Source organism: Collimonas sp. (genome assembly GCF_039923675.1).
Taxonomy (GTDB): domain Bacteria; phylum Pseudomonadota; class Gammaproteobacteria; order Burkholderiales; family Burkholderiaceae_D; genus Collimonas.
The window spans coordinates 1-12,481 of sequence record NZ_JBDTCG010000013.1; the positions used below are offsets into that span (position 1 = coordinate 1).

General features: G+C 54.7%; 7 protein-coding genes and 5 pseudogenes. 2 read left to right on the forward strand and 10 right to left on the reverse strand.

Translation table 11 applies throughout. From position 1 onward, the window contains the following. Positions 1–1,162: pseudogene (locus ABI171_RS02405) on the reverse strand (IS4 family transposase); the annotation flags it as partial. 298 nt (positions 1,163–1,460) lie between these two features. After that, positions 1,461–1,619: pseudogene (locus ABI171_RS02410) on the reverse strand (IS3 family transposase); the annotation flags it as partial. A 114-nt stretch (positions 1,620–1,733) separates the two neighbouring features. Here ABI171_RS02410 and ABI171_RS02415 point away from each other — a divergent pair. Further along, a pseudogene (locus tag ABI171_RS02415) lies at positions 1,734–2,231 on the forward strand (IS3 family transposase); the annotation flags it as partial. A 245-nt stretch (positions 2,232–2,476) separates the two neighbouring features. Beyond that, on the forward strand, positions 2,477–6,769 hold the full coding sequence (locus tag ABI171_RS02420) for a cytochrome P450 (RefSeq protein ID WP_348099213.1): 4,293 nt from the start codon (positions 2,477–2,479) through the stop codon (positions 6,767–6,769). Between the two features lie 46 nt (positions 6,770–6,815). Here the strand turns inward: ABI171_RS02420 and ABI171_RS02425 are convergent. From ABI171_RS02425 to ABI171_RS02460, 8 genes and pseudogenes are all read right to left on the reverse strand, one after another. Then, positions 6,816–7,082, reverse strand: a pseudogene (locus ABI171_RS02425) (IS3 family transposase); the annotation flags it as partial. Positions 7,083–7,155: 73 nt separating this feature from the next. After that, entirely contained in the window at positions 7,156–8,601 is a 1,446-nt protein-coding gene (locus ABI171_RS02430) for an ATP-binding protein (RefSeq protein WP_348099214.1), read from the reverse strand. Between the two features lie 7 nt (positions 8,602–8,608). Continuing rightward, positions 8,609–9,328, reverse strand: coding sequence for a hypothetical protein (locus ABI171_RS02435; protein ID WP_348099215.1), 720 nt, complete (start codon positions 9,326–9,328; stop codon positions 8,609–8,611). After that, the gene (locus ABI171_RS02440; protein ID WP_348099216.1) at positions 9,315–9,824 is read right to left on the reverse strand and encodes an aspartyl/asparaginyl beta-hydroxylase domain-containing protein; all 510 of its coding nucleotides are present in this window, start codon (positions 9,822–9,824) and stop codon (positions 9,315–9,317) included. The genes ABI171_RS02435 and ABI171_RS02440 overlap by 14 nt, the downstream gene beginning before the upstream one ends. Before the next feature lie 26 nt (positions 9,825–9,850). Next, on the reverse strand, positions 9,851–10,627 hold the full coding sequence (locus tag ABI171_RS02445; protein WP_348099217.1) for a hypothetical protein: 777 nt from the start codon (positions 10,625–10,627) through the stop codon (positions 9,851–9,853). A gap of 4 nt (positions 10,628–10,631) precedes the next feature. After that, positions 10,632–11,294, reverse strand: coding sequence for a hypothetical protein (locus ABI171_RS02450; RefSeq protein ID WP_348099218.1), 663 nt, complete (start codon positions 11,292–11,294; stop codon positions 10,632–10,634). Positions 11,295–11,325: 31 nt separating this feature from the next. Further along, on the reverse strand, positions 11,326–12,285 hold the full coding sequence (locus tag ABI171_RS02455) for a hypothetical protein (RefSeq protein WP_348099219.1): 960 nt from the start codon (positions 12,283–12,285) through the stop codon (positions 11,326–11,328). 94 nt (positions 12,286–12,379) lie between these two features. Further along, positions 12,380–12,481, reverse strand: a pseudogene (locus ABI171_RS02460) (IS5/IS1182 family transposase); the annotation flags it as partial.

The window sequence follows — 12,481 nt, forward strand, 5'->3', positions numbered from 1 at the left end:
TGAATAAATTCAATTGGTTAGCGCCAAGCGGTGTTTCTGGGGCCGGTTGATCGGTCTGCAAGGCGCATGAAATCTGGGTTTTCTCAAATACAGAGACGGAAAGAATCTGTAGCAATGTGTAGAGAGAGGCATTAAGTTGAAGCTCCTTTTTGACGATGGCGATGAGCACGTAAGTAGAGACTGCGCACCATATTTGCATCTTGACGGCATTTTCGCTGGTACCCAGGAATTTCTTGATGCGCAGGTGCTGCTTGATCCATTTGAAGAACAATTCCACTTGCCAGCGATTCTTGTACAGCGCCGCGATGGTCAGTGCCGGCAATGCCGTATTGTTGGTCAGGAAGATCAGCGACTTGCCCGACTCGGGATCTTTGAAGCGGATACGCCGTACATGCTCGGGATAGTCCTGCGACGCGTAAAAGCCGTTGAGCGCGATGGCCTGATCGCACATCACGCCAGTCGTCCTGTCGGTGCTGGACGAATACACACGCCTGGCATCCATGTTGCTTTTGGCCCGTGTCACGAAGAAGGCTCCCGCCTGATGCAGCTTGTACAGCCGAGCGAAGTCCAGGTAGCCCCGATCCATGACGTAAAAAGCGCCCGCCTCGACAGGCAGAATGTCCAGTACGTTGACGTCGTGCATCTTGCCATCGCTGATGTGAATAAAAGCGGGTATCGCTCCGCGCAAATCCAGCAGCGTATGCATCTTGACCGCAGCCTTGGTCGAGCGAAACGGTGCCCAATCGAACAAGTTCAAGCACAGGTCGATCGTCGTCGAATCCAGTGCATAGACGGTATTGGTCAGATCCAATCCCAAATCCTCGTCGCAGTACAGTTTGCGCGCCCGGCGAATGAGCACAGCGGCGAAATCGGACCAAATTCGCCAATCGCGCGAATCGTTGGCATCGGCCAACGTGGAGCGATGAACCGTGTGACGCAAGCCCATCGCATAAAGCTTGCTGGCATTGGCTCCCAACGTCACTTCGATATCGCGCAGACTTTCGCGCTACGTCAGTTGCGCAAACGCCATCACGCGAAACTGTTCGGCGCAATTCATCCGCCGCACACCAGCGTTGCCGGAATACCGATTTACGATCCGACCAAAACTCGTCCACGGAACAAACTCCATGATTTGTGCAAAGAGCGTCTTGCCTACATTCATGGCTCGCCTCCCAGAGTATCAACCCTAGAAAGTTACACAAAAATGAAGAATCAAGATTCAAATCGGCACCAAATAAAATCGGCCTCTAGGCCACGCCCATATTGGGTTTCACACGTTTCAAACAGCATTTAACCGGACACTACTGATTTTGCGTATAAATTGATTTGAGTGTTTTCAGTAATAAGAAAATACAGTGGCTTCTAAGTTCTACCCAATCTGAGTTAAGGAGAATTTGAAAATGCTAAAGATGAACTGTTGCAGAACACTATTTGTTGCGGCTGACCGAAAACTGTGGTGGTCAAGTAAATTCGGACACTACGATAGGTTTTTTTGCTGCCATGTTCCGTTCGTAGACGGAGGGCGACAGATTGCCCAGAACTGAATGCAGGCGTTCGCGGTTATAGAAGCCGACGATGTAAGCAGCAATATCGATCTTGGCCTCGGCGTGGTTGGCATATGACCATACTTGAGCAGGAACGCAGCGTGATGATGCCGATGCCGATGCCAACGCCATTCGACGGTTATGTCGAGAACCCGGCACGCGTATCTAGTACCTGTCAAGGCTGCTACCCCGAATGAGAAATGGTTGACTGACATTACAGAGTTCCAGATCCCGGCTGGGAAGGTTTATCTCTCGCCCATGATTGACTGCTTCGATGGTCTGGTAGTCAGCTGGGCTATCGGAACCCGTCCAGACGCTGATTTGGTAAACACCATGTTGGATGCTGCTATTGAGACGGTGGCCAATGACGCAAACCGGCCTGTCATTCACTCCGATCGCGGTGCTCACTATCGCTGGCCTGGTTGGCTCTCGCGAATGCGCAACGCAAGGCTGATTCGATCAATGTCGCGCAAAGGATGTTCACCCGATAATGCCGCTTGTGAGGGATTCTTCGGGCGGTTGAAAACGGAACTGTTCTACCCAAGAAACTGGCAGGACATTACTGTCGAGCAATTCATCCAGGCCGTTGACTGCTACATTCGTTGGTATAACGAGAAGCGCATCAAGATATCTCTTGGCTCACGCAGTCCCATGGAATACCGGAAGAACCTTGGATTTACGGCATAAACCAGTCCAAGTTTTACGCCGCACCCCCTTTTACGAAGTTGGATAACGCGGGCAAGGTTTTTAGAGGTGGCCTTAATATAAAAATTGACATGCGGAAATTTTATTCTAATCTTTTAACATTCAGGCCGCATGTCTGATATTCCAATAGACATATTGCTCAGTACAAATCTGGGCAGCTGAAGGGTTATGTTCGTACCATCTCAAACTAGAACGAGGGTAACCATCCCTTCGTAGCAGATATGAAAATGCAATGTCAAACATTGGACGCGTGTTTGCGCTCACGTGCGGTCGAGTTTCCGAACAAGAAATTATTTACATTTCTTGACGATAGGGGCGAGAAGGCAGATGAATTGACTTATGCCGAACTAGATCATCGCGCAAGAACTGTGGCGGCAATGATTCTTGAACGTGGCCTCAAAAATCAGAGAGTACTTTTATTATTTACCCCCGGCCTTGATTTTGCTGTCGCCTTCTATGGCTGCATATATGCAGGTGCCGTCGCCGTACCGGCCTACCCTCCCGAACCGTCGCGACTGGAACGCACCTTACCGCGTCTGCAGGCAATCGCTGCGGATTCATCGCCATCGCTAGTGCTGACCAGTGCGCCGATTTTAGCTCTGGCGCAACAGCATCTGCGGACATTTGCTCCCGATTTGGCGGCACTCGAGTGGATGTCAGTCGATGAAATTGTCGGTCGCAACGCTGCTCCCATTCATCAGGACTCCGAACCTGACCCCGAAGATCTAGCCCTGATCCAGTACACATCGGGATCGACCTCGGTGCCAAAAGGAGTGATGGTCAACCATCGTAATTTGATGGCCAATATGTTGATGTACCAGCAAAGTGCAAAGCAGGATCAGAACCGAGTGATCGTGTCTTGGTTACCCACCTATCATGATCTTGGCTTGACAACCGGGATCATTCTTCCAATTTTCATCGGTGCTCGCGCTATATTGATGTCCCCGCTTGACTTCCTGAAAAATCCGGCTCTTTGGCTAGCCGCGATTCATCGCTATCAAGGGACCGATATTGCTACCCCCAATTTTGCACTAGATCTTTGCATGCGCAAGATTCCCCGGGATGAACGTCAGAGATTGGATTTAAGCAGTCTCAAGGCGTGTGTAATCGCTGCAGAGCCGATCCGGCACACTACCGTCGAGCGCTTTATACATACCTTCAAAAAACAAGGTTTGGCACGGCAATGTATCTTACCTGGCTACGGTCTGGCGGAGACCGTAGCGGCGGTAAGTTGTGGCCCACTTGGGGATATGTGGCGCACCACGTTTGTCGATTCAGACGAAATTTCCCGACACCGATTCATCGAGGTCAGTCCAATGCATTCCAATGCATTGCCATTGGTCGCTTGTGGCAAAGCCTGCGAAAACGTAACGCTGGAGATTGTAAATCCAGATACTTGCCTACCAGCCGGTGCAGACGAGATCGGCGAAGTGTGGGTCGCCGCACCGAATGTTGCGATGGGATATTGGCAGCGAGAAGCCGAAACGCAACAAATCTTCAAGGCACGACTTACTCATTTACCTAAATATGATTTCGTGCGCACTGGCGATCTTGGTTATCTGAAGGATGATCAGCTTTACATTACCGGCCGTATTAAGGATCTGATTATCATTCGCGGCAAAAATTATTACCCTCAAGACATTGAATTCACCGTTGAGTTCTGTCATCCAAATATTCGTCAGGGAGCCGTGATTGCTTTTTCGATCGAACATATGGATGTCGAGCAGTTAGTTGTCGTAGCAGAAGTCGACACGCGCCAACTACAGATCATGCCTGATAAACAAAAGATTTTTGATAAGATTGTGGCTGATATTCGAACTGCGGTATTCGCTTCTCATGGATTGCAGGTATTTGGAATTGTGCTGGCGAAAGTGAGAATGATCGATAAGACATCAAGCGGCAAACTCGCGCGCCAGAACTGCAAAAGACGCTATTTAAATAAAAATCTTGAGACAGAATTTGCTTGGAATACAAATAAATTCTTGCCTCCAGATCAATCAATATTTGATCCCAATACTAGCGATCATCAAACGCATGACACTCGCTCATCTTTAGCTGCAACGTTGCGGCAGCTACCTACCGACGCCAGACAGCATGCTTTAACTGAATATCTGAACGGTGAAATAAACCGCTTGGCTCCAGGAACAGGCCGCCTCGATGTGAAATCCGACATTACACTTGGTGGATTGGGATTGGATTCTCTGGCTGCGATGGAGTTGGCTGGAAGTATTGAACGTGATCTGAAAATCAATCCTCCCATTCTCAAACTTTTTGCCACAGCAAGCTTCAGAGAAATATTGGAACAATTCTCTGCCGCGCTCAGCCTATATGAAGCACCCCTCAATCTAACACGAGGTACCCAAGCAATTGCTTTGAGAAACTTGACGGTAGCGACCCCTGTTTTTTGTATTGCGGGCTTAGTTGGCATAGTCTCTTACCTTTCGGATCTTGCGCAAGCAATCGGCGATGACTGCCCCTTTATTACTTTCCAAACACCGGGATTGGATGGCGCAGAAACGCCGCTTGGTTCAGTCGAAGAAATGGCGAGACGCTACCTCGACGAAATGCAAGCCATTCAACCAAATGGACCTTACATCTTAGCCGGGCATTCGTTTGGTGGATTAATCGCCTACGAGATGGCGCAACTGCTCGTTGAGCAGGGTCAAGAGGTAAGAGATTTGTTTCTTATTGATTCATCTTGCGTTATGAAAAATGTGTCGACCGAAGAAAAGCAAGAAGCCATGGCACTGCATGAACTTGGAAATGTTTTTCGACGTATCACAGGCCAAACGCCAGCAACAGTTTCAACGGATCGACTTGCATTGACGACAGAAGATGAAATTCGAGTCGCGCTCATTCAGGAAATCAGTGGGCACAAAACGCTGTTGAAGAATTCTGTCGAAAATCTTGTCAGTGTTTATGTCGCGAGTTTTTCAGCTATGCGCTGCTATCGGGCACTACCTTATTCTGGGCGCGTTACGCTACTGCGTGCGGAACAAGGATTGCCGTCAAACATATTTCATCCACAGCGGCAAATTCGCATGCATTTTGGAGAACCATCGCTGGGATGGGAGAGTAGTTGCCAAAACCTCCAGATCGTCAATGTTCCGGGCGATCACTTAACGATGATAATTAAACCTCATGTCGAGGTTCTCGCCAATGCGTTGAGGAACGCAATGAAGAGTGTTCCTCGGATAGATATTGGATTGGACAGGCTTCATCTAGCGAATAGCGAACATCGAGCAGGACGGGCTATCACAGTAAGCCACAGGGAGGTGATCTTCAATCCATATGCGAAAGATTTTATAGAAAATCCCTATCCAGCCCTTCGCCAGTTGAGAGAACATAGCCCGATCCATTGGAATGCTGCCACAACTTCCTGGTGGGTCACTCGTTATGCCGATGTCGCCGATGGTCTCCGCGATAAACGCTTTTCGGTCGACAGCAGAAATGCCTGCGATTTGAGTGCAGATGAAATTTCCATCCAAAAAGAGAACGTGAAACACTCACCGTTGAGTGCCTTGTTTCGCACTCAAGACGATATGCCGGCTGCCGACCTTTACAATAATATTATATTATTCTTGGATCCGCCAAAGCACCAACAATTACGGCAATGTTTTGCGCCATTATTTGAAACTTCCAACATGCATGAGTGGAGTTCCATCATTGACGAACGAGTTGATGATTTGGTTTTTGAAATGCGGCTTCGTCGCGCTCCCGATGTCATTCGTGATCTCGCTCACCAGTTACCACTCAACGTCATCTCTGTTTTGTTTGGCATTCCGCAGCAAGATGCTTTCACTTTAGCGGCATGGGGACACGAAATTTTTAAAGGATTTGATTTGATATTGTCGAACGACATCACCGATAAAATCAACAAAGCCGCAAAGAATTTTGTCACTTACATGAGCGAGCACGTAGAGAAAAGACGCAAAGCGCCGCGGAAAGATGATTTCCTGAATTACCTGCTGGAATTAGAGGCAGATGGAAAAACACTTACCACTAGAGAATTGGTGAACAACTGCGTTATGTTATTTGCCGCCGCAGACGAACCGATAATGAGCGTGCTCGGGAACAGCATACTTGCCCTCCTCCGGAATCCAGATCAGATGCGTTTATTGCAAGAGCGCCCAGAGCTTGCCAAGAATGCTGTGGATGAATTTTTACGCTATGACGGGGCGATACGCGCTGTTTTTCGTACCGCGCTGGAGGATATTGAAATGGGCGACAAGTTTATTCGGCGTGGGGACTCTGTTGTATTCGCCCTCGCTGCCGCCAATCGTGACCCGGAAAAATTTTTAGATCCCGATATGCTAGATCTGACGCGTGACGCCAAAAATCATGTCGCTTTTTCCCAAGGTATTCACTATTGCTTGGGTGCTCGTTTGGCAAGACTTGAAATACAAAGTGCGATAAGAGCGCTCACCCGCCACGATTTAGTGCTTGTCCCTGGAAACCTGGAGTGGCGACAAAGTCTTATCTTTCGTAGCTTGAATAAACTCCGGATTGAGTTCAAATAGTCGCGCTAGTAGGTATGGCCTTCCCCCAGCAGCACGGACATTTCCGCTAGGCGCATTTTAGATTTTCAAATTGTACTGGGCTGATATAGCCGATAGTTGAATGCCGGCGTCGTGGATTGTAAAACCTTTCTATGTAGTCGAACACGTCTGCACGTAAATCATCCCTGGTTCGGTAGTGCTTTCTGCTCAGCCGCTCAGTTTTCATCGTCGAGAAGAAGCTCTCCATCGCGGCGTTATCCCAGCAATTCCCGCGACGGCTCATGCTGCACACGATGCCATGCGACTCCAGCAGACGCTGGAAATCCTCACTGGTCCCTGCAGGCCGGCCGGCAGCGCTGCCAGTGCATTCATCTTGCGCATGCCATCCCCCGGCATGGCGGTGCTGCTTAGTCATCGTCGCCCCAGCTGAAATCGTTCAGGCTGAATACCTTGCCCAGCTTGTGATATTCCCGCTCGGTGGCTTGCAGCACATGCGCCTGCGTCACCGGCTGTTGCTGCGCCGCTGCCAGGAACGCGGCGCTGACCGCGATATTGTTGATGTTGCCGCCGCTGAGCGCGGCTTTTTCCGCCAGCAAAGGCAGGTCCAGGCCGGCGTCGAGCGGCGTTGCTTCCGGAAACGCGTTGCGCCATAGCTGCAGGCGTTGTTCGGCGCCTGGAAACGGGTATTCGATTATGAACTTGAAACGCCGCGTAAACGCCTTGTCCATGTTTTTCAGCAGGTTGGTCGAAAGAATCACGATGCCGGGATAGGTCTCTATGCGCTGCAGCAGGTAGCCGGTCTGCAGGTTGGCGTAGCGGTCGTGCGCATCCTTGGTTTCGGTACGCTTGGAAAACAGGCTTTCCGCCTCATCGAAAAACAGTACGATATTCATCGCTTCGGCCTGGTCGAACAGTTGCGCCAGGTGCTTCTCGGTTTCGCCTATGTATTTGCTGATGATGTTGGCGAGGTCAATCTTGTAGAGGCCAAGGTTGAGTTCATTGGCGATGATCGAGGCGGCCATGGTCTTGCCGGTGCCGGACGGACCGTAAAACAGCACGCAGAGATTTTTGCTGTTCTGGTTTTTTTCATCGAAACCCCAGTTCTCTATTACCTGGTGGCGGTTTTGCGCATACTGCAAAACTTCTTGCAGCCAGCCCTTGGTTTTAGCGGGCAAGATGATGTCGTTGAAACGATAGGCGCTTTTCACCTCTTGCGCGACACTCAGCTGTTCGCGGTGGCTTTGCTCGCGGCAGGCGGCTTCTTTCAGCGCCATCAGGATCTGCTGCTCCGTAAACAGATAACCGTTCACCAGCTGGGCCAGCTCCGGCTCCGCCGGATGAAACCCCAAGGCCGGCAGATGGCGCTGCCAGATGCGCCGCCGCAGCTGGGTATCGGGGGTTTTGCTCTTGATCAGCGCCGGGATCACCGGATGGCTGCCGTACTGATGCGCCAGGTCGCTCAGGCGCCGCGCCGGACCGTTCAGCGCGGCCAGGTAGCGCTGGCTGTCGAACAGGGTGTTGCAGACCTCGTCCAGTAGATCGTCGGCGCTGTCCTGCGCGCTCAGCCACTGGCAATGGACCAGCACCAGCACCCGGTTGCACAACAGCGCATCGCGGCACAACAGGCGCAAGCGCGTCGCCAGCGCGGCCCGGTTTTTTTGTCCGTTGAGATAAGCCTGCCAGACAGCCTTGCCGTCCAGCCGTACGCAGCGCATGCCGATTTGCCTGAAACTGGCGGCGCACAAGCTTTCCTGCAGAGACAGGTCGGGACCCTGCAAATGCAGCATGAAGCTGGAATGCCCGGCGTCCGCCGTGGCGGCACGGGCGATGAAGCTGGACAGCTGTTGCTTCACCGCTTCTTCAACCAGGTGCTCGTCCAGTTCCAGCGGGCTGTCGATATCGTGTAGCGCCTGTTCCAGGCGCAGCTGCGGCGCGGCGCGCGAGCAGGTAGGACGCGATGGCGGCGTTCAAGCGATAACCGCCGCTCAGCGCGCCAAGGCGGCTGCCGCCGGCCAGTTCGATCAGATCCCACTGGCGCAAGGCGGCATTGCTCATCAGGCTCTGCTGCATGTCGATGCGATCCGCAAGAGCGCCGCCCAGCATGACTGCGGCGCTGGCCAAAGGCGTGAAGCCCTGGCCGTCGTCCGCGGCCTCCGGATCGCTGCTTACTGCCTGCAAGATGGCGTGATAGCGCTGGTCCAGTTCAGCCAGGAAAGCGCACAGCAATAATTCCTGGTCGCGCTGGCTGAGCTGGAACAGCAGAGCCAGGTGCACCCAGGGCAAAAACACCTGAGAGCGGATGCTTGCCGCGCTGCGCCGGGCCAGCCGGTTCCAGCTGCGCTGCAAAGCCGATCCCAGCTGCGCCAGCTGTTGCTGCAACTGGCTGGAAGGAGCTTGCCGGCGGCTGGCCTGGCGATACAGCGCCGCCAGCCGGTCATCCGTTTCCGTCTCGTCGAATGACGGCCCCGTTGCCAGCTGGCGCAGCAGCAAGGCGCGCTCAATCATGCCGTCGCCAATCTGGCGCAGCTCTTGCAACAATTCCTGGTTATCGGCGTAAGCAGCGGTTTCAGCTGGATTCATCGGCCTGCGCTCCTTCCGGCCTGGCGAAATCCACCAGCAGCACCAGTCGTTCCGAACTGCCGTGGTTCCAGGCTTCATGTTCAACGGTGTCGTCGAAAATCAGGCATTCTCCCGGAATCCAGCGCCGCACCTGCGCGCCGACGCGGATGCCGCAATCCTCACCGGCGCGCAAACCGAGATGCAGGCGCAGCACCTGGCCGCTGTAGCCGACATGAGGCGAAATTTCAGTGCCGGCAGCGAGCTTCGAAAAGCCGGCATGCGACAACCCGGGAACCTGCTGCAGCAACGCCGCGGTATGCGGACAGAAGATGCAATTTTCCAGCAGCGGCTGCTGTCCGACATATAGCCCATATACATCCCAGCCATGGTTGTACAGCTGCTTTTCCGGCCAGGCGTCGAACTCCTGCCCGGGCAAAGCCAGGCATTCCGCCAGGATCGCTTGCCAGTGGCGGCTTAGCAGCCGGGTAAAGGCAAATTGGCTTGGAGCGAAAAACATAGCGTGATTCCTTCCGTTGGCAAGCGTTACCAGAACAGGCGCCACTGGCCATCCAGCCAGGCGCCGTGGCCTTGCAGCGTGATGCGGTATTGCTGTTCCTGCACCGGCAGGCCGCGCGCCTGGTGAAAGTAGTCGCCGGAATGGACGAACAAACCGCCGGGCTGGTAGGCAACCAGGCGGCTGGCGCAGTCTTGCAGCAGTTGTATCTGCTCCTGGCGGCCCAGATCGGCGATGTCGGCCAGGCGCAGCGGCCAGATCTTCATGCCGGCGCCTTCCGGCGGCAGGCATAGCGCCAGGGTAAACGACAAGGTGGGCAGCGGCGCGCCGGCCACTGCGGCAGGTAGCCCGAGCGCCAGGTGCGCGGTGTCGACATGGATCGGATTGCCAGGAAAGCCATGGCCGTCGCGCCGCTGGAACCATGCGCCGTGCAGGATATCGTGTTCGTCGCGGGCGGCGAAATCGGCGTGGCCGCCGAAAATATGAAAACCGGGCAGCGCCGCGTCCGGCAGGAAACTGACCGGCTGCCCCAGCTGTTCTTGCAGGCTAGCCAGCAAGGCCTGATACACGTCGCCGAAATTTTCGCGCAGGAACGGATTGTATTGCCGCGCCAGGGGCAGGTATGGCTTGGCCGGATTGCCGGTTATGTCGTAGTAGTTGGTCGCGCCCAATGTATAGAACGGCAGATGCGGATGGCGCGGCAGCCAGAAAGCATCGAGGTTGAGCAGGCGCTGGACGATGTCGTCGGCTGCGGCCTGGCTGAACAGGCGCAAATGGAATTCCGGATGGATAGCGGCGGCCGGCATGATCTTACCAGTACAGCAGGATGCGCTGCCCAAGCCGTACGCCATGGCCTTGCAGCGTGATGCGTTCAAGATCGCCGTCGCACCTGAGCACTGCCTGATGCGTCGCCAGGCCGCGGTGGACCACCAGCTGTCCGCTGCGATAGGGATGGAAACCGGGATCGGCGGCTGCGGCGCCATCGCTCCATATATTCAGCCCGCTGCCCTCCGGCGTGCTGAGCGGCAGGGTGAAACTGAACATGTCGTCCGCGCCGAGCGCCTGTCCGGGAAAGACATCCCGGTACTGCAGGTCGCGGTGCACGCTGGCGACCGGCAGGCTGAACGCCGGATGCGGCAGGTAGATATGGAAACCAGGCCATGCCGCGGCATCCGTCATGCCGGCCGGCGCGCCGAAATAGTCGCCCAGCTGCGTCGCCAGCGCTTGCAACAGCGGGCCGAAATGGCTTTCCAGCATGCGGTTGTTCTGGCTGCGCAACGCCAGGTCATGATAGACCCGGCCTGCGCTGCAGTCCAGGTATGCCGCCAGGCCAAGCGTAAAGAATGGCGCCGCAGCATGCCGCGGGCGCCAGTGGCGCCGCAGCAGCAGCGTGCGCAGCACCCAGTCTTCGCAACCGGCTTCATCCAGCAAGTCGAAGGTTGCCAGCTGGGCACGGCCGGCGGCGGCTAGCACGGCCGGTCCGCCGAGGCTGGCAGGCCGTGGTTCATAGGTCGCCGCGGGTGCCGTCGCCGACGATCCGTACCAGCGCCCGCGTCAGCAGGCGCCGCTCATTGTTGCTGAACTGCTTGTCCAGCACCTGTTGCATATTGTCGATGAACAGGCCGATGTTGCGGTTGATCAGCGACAGGTCGCGCCGGTTGGCGTCGTTGTCGTTGATCTGCACCAGCGCGCGCACGCCGGCTTCGATCAGGCCGCTCTGCTGGACGCTGAAAACATGGCCGCTGAGCTGGCCGAAGCTAGCGATCAATTCTTGCAGGACTTGCGGATCGACGATGTTGTCGGTTTTCTGTCCCTGCGGCGCCGCCGAGCAGACGATCTTTTGCAGGCGCCCGAGGAATTGCTGGCGCTCCTGTTCGCTGCTGCCGTGGCTGACGCTATCGCCAAGGATATGCGCCAGGTCGTGCACCCGGCTGTCGATCGCCTGCTGAGCCGACAGCAGCATGCTGCCTTGCACCTTGCCCGATTGCAGTTCGTCGCGCAGCGTATTCATGGCCTGCTTCATGATGCTGGCCTGCTGGCTCGCCGGCGCGCCCGCCTGCCCCTGCGCAGTATTCAGGCCAGGGATCCAGTAAAACTCCACTTGCGGCGCCACGCCGATTTCAGGATTCCAGGTCAGCCGCAGGTTCCAGGTCTCGCCCTGCCGCACCGGCATGGTAAACGAACCTGGCATGGGAATCAGGATCGTGGTCGCGCCCTTTTTCCCAGTCTGCACGTTGTAGCTGTATGCCAGTCCGGTGGCGTAGACAAAGCTGGTGGTGCTGCCGCCGCTGTCTACGGTAAAACCTTCCAGCGTGCCGAGATAGTTGCTGCTGAAGGTTGGCTGGCCGACCGTCGCCATGACAAAACCGTCGCTGCTCGCAACCTGGCTAAAGTTGCCGTCGGTCAGGGCGGACTGGTTGTAAGCGGTGCGCGTTCCGAAAGTGCTGTTTACAATGGTATTCATGATCATTCCTCACGGGTGGACATCGATAAGATAAGAACTGCGACTGCAAAACCGGATTGCGGGCGGCCGCCCCGCCCTAGGGTCTGTTGACGTTTCACATAGACAACCATAAAAAGGCACACGCCATGGCGACTACGCTCTCATAATTTCTTTTCAGTTTATCGAATCTGGTTGCCAAGGCGCGGTAGTGTTTCAG

Excerpts from the sequence above, each read along its gene's own strand:
- ABI171_RS02420 (WP_348099213.1), top strand. The coding sequence starts at position 2,477 with ATGCAATGTCAAACATTGGACGCGTGTTTGCGCTCACGTGCGGTCGAG.
- ABI171_RS02435 (WP_348099215.1), bottom strand. The coding sequence starts at position 9,328 with ATGAATCCAGCTGAAACCGCTGCTTACGCCGATAACCAGGAATTGTTG.
- ABI171_RS02440 (WP_348099216.1), bottom strand. The coding sequence starts at position 9,824 with ATGTTTTTCGCTCCAAGCCAATTTGCCTTTACCCGGCTGCTAAGCCGC.
- ABI171_RS02445 (WP_348099217.1), bottom strand. The coding sequence starts at position 10,627 with ATGCCGGCCGCCGCTATCCATCCGGAATTCCATTTGCGCCTGTTCAGC.
- ABI171_RS02455 (WP_348099219.1), bottom strand. The coding sequence starts at position 12,285 with ATGAATACCATTGTAAACAGCACTTTCGGAACGCGCACCGCTTACAAC.